1 protein-coding gene is annotated in these 2120 nt (G+C 58.9%); it reads left to right on the plus strand.

The genetic code is table 11. The features are described 5' to 3' along the window. The first annotated feature begins 474 nt into the window (after positions 1-474). A complete protein-coding gene (locus tag GM910_RS26825) occupies positions 475-1833 on the plus strand; it encodes a nicotinate phosphoribosyltransferase (protein WP_159593945.1) in 1359 nt (452 codons plus the stop codon). Positions 1834-2120 lie beyond the last annotated feature (287 nt).

A 2120-nucleotide genomic window follows, 5' to 3' on the forward strand; every position in this document is an offset into this window, starting at 1 on the left:
TGACGCGCACCGCGTCGGCCAGCTGCGTCGCTCCGAGGAGGATCTTTTCGCGCGCAGCGGAACGGAAGAAAACCTGTTTGTGCGCCATATGGCGGCCTCTCAAATATTCCTTGATAATCAGCTTACTCTGGCTCGGGAGCAGCGACATTGATGCCGGTCAAACGCTGTAGATGCCCATGCTTGATTCGCATCAATGCATCGATGCCGAGTACAGGCTTGAATGCGGTCTTCGCTGGGTCGAGGCGGGATGCGAGTTAGAGCAGCCAAACCGCCGTTAAGGCGGTGAACCCAGTTGGCGATGGACCTGGCGTTGAAGCCCCGAAACGGGCCACTCTCCCCAGCTCCTGGTATTTCTGGCAAGACCAGGGGACACGAGATGGATGACATGAAGTCTCACATACACGTCTTAGCCATCGCAGCGCTGGTCACGATAGCGGCAGTCATGCTTGGCGCGCTTCTATCCATGGCGATCATGTGACGACGTCTGCGCTTTTCGCCGATCTCTATGAATTCACCATGCTCGAAGCATATGACATGCTCGGCATGACGAAGACCGCGGTCTTCAGTCTTTTTGTGAGAAAGCTGCCGCCCGAACGCAATTTTCTCGTCGCCTGCGGTCTCGACGAATTGCTGCGAGACATCGAGAATTTCAGGTTTGGCGAAGAGGACACCGCATACCTCGCCTCGCTCGGTTCGTTCAGGCCCGATTTCCTGGAAAGGTTGAGAGCGTTTCGCTTCACCGGAGGTATTCGCGCGGTGCCCGAAGGCACGCCGGTTTTCGAAAACGAGCCGATACTGGAAATCACCGCGCCCATCGCCGAGGCACAATTGCTCGAAACGCTTGTCCTCAACCAAGTCGGACACCAGACCCTGATTGCTTCGAAGGCGGAGCGCATCGTCAGAGCCGCGCAAGGTCGACCGGTCGTTGATTTCGGCGCGCGGCGCGCCCATGGTTACGACGCGGCCATAAAAGGTGCGCGGGCAGCGTATCTTGCAGGCTTCTCCGCTTCTTCCAATACTGAAGCGGGCAGGAGATACGGCATTCCGGTTGCCGGGACGGTGGCCCACAGTTTCATTCAGGCATTCCCGAGCGAGATGGAATCCTTCCGGGTTTTCTCACGCCTATTCCCGAACACAACGTTGCTGGTCGATACCTATGATACTCTTACAGGTGTCGAGGCTGTCGTTGCCTTGGCCAGAGAGATGGGGCCGGCCTTCAGCGTGCGCGCGGTGCGCCTCGATTCAGGTGACCTCCTCGAGTTGTCCCGCGCGGCGCGGCGCCTGCTCGATAACGCCGGGCTGACCGACGTGCAGATCGTGGCAAGCGGAGGGCTCAATGAATGGAAGGTTGAAAGGCTTGTGCGGGAGAGTGCGCCGATCAACATGTTCGGCGTGGGTACCGATTTGCTGGTGTCGACGGATGCGCCGGCGTTGGACATTGCCTACAAGCTTACCGAGTATGACGGCCTTGGGCGGATGAAGCTCTCGCCAGGCAAGCGGAGCTTGCCGGGGGCGAAGCAGGTCTTCCGCCGATTTCAAGATGGGCGGGCGGTGGGGGATACGATCGCTCTCCACGGGGAGACCCTTTCCGGACAGCCGCTTCTGAAGCCGGTCATGGCTCACGGGCGTCGCCTCCTCTCTGCTGGGACGCTTCAGGCAGCAAGAGAGCGAACCAAAAGACTCGTTGCCCAATTACCGGAAAGCGTGCGCTCTTTGGAGATCGCGCACCGTTATCCCACGGGGATCAGCGAGAAACTGGCGCGTTACGAAACGGAGATCTGCCAACGCGTTGCATTTCTGGAGCGTAGGAAACGAGCCGGTCACGCATCCTGAGGCTTTGCCGCGGAACCAACCCAACGGGGCTGGCCAAGTTGGCCGAACGCAGAGCGCCCCCTGGGGCACCAGGGGGCGTGAAGGGAGCTGTCGATACCCAGTTACTCGAAAGTAGTCTTCTCTATTCAGAAGAGCTGGGGATCGATCTCGGACGGCGCAGTGATTCCGAGTATTTTCGCTGGTTCCTGTTGAATCATTAGGGATTGAACGAAGCCGCTGACGCGGCAGATGGTGGGACGGTTTGCGGGTGAAGCTTCTGTTTTGAAGGATTGCGGCTGTTGAAGCGC

Source organism: Chelativorans xinjiangensis (assembly GCF_009812055.1).
GTDB lineage: Bacteria > Pseudomonadota > Alphaproteobacteria > Rhizobiales > Rhizobiaceae > Chelativorans > Chelativorans xinjiangense.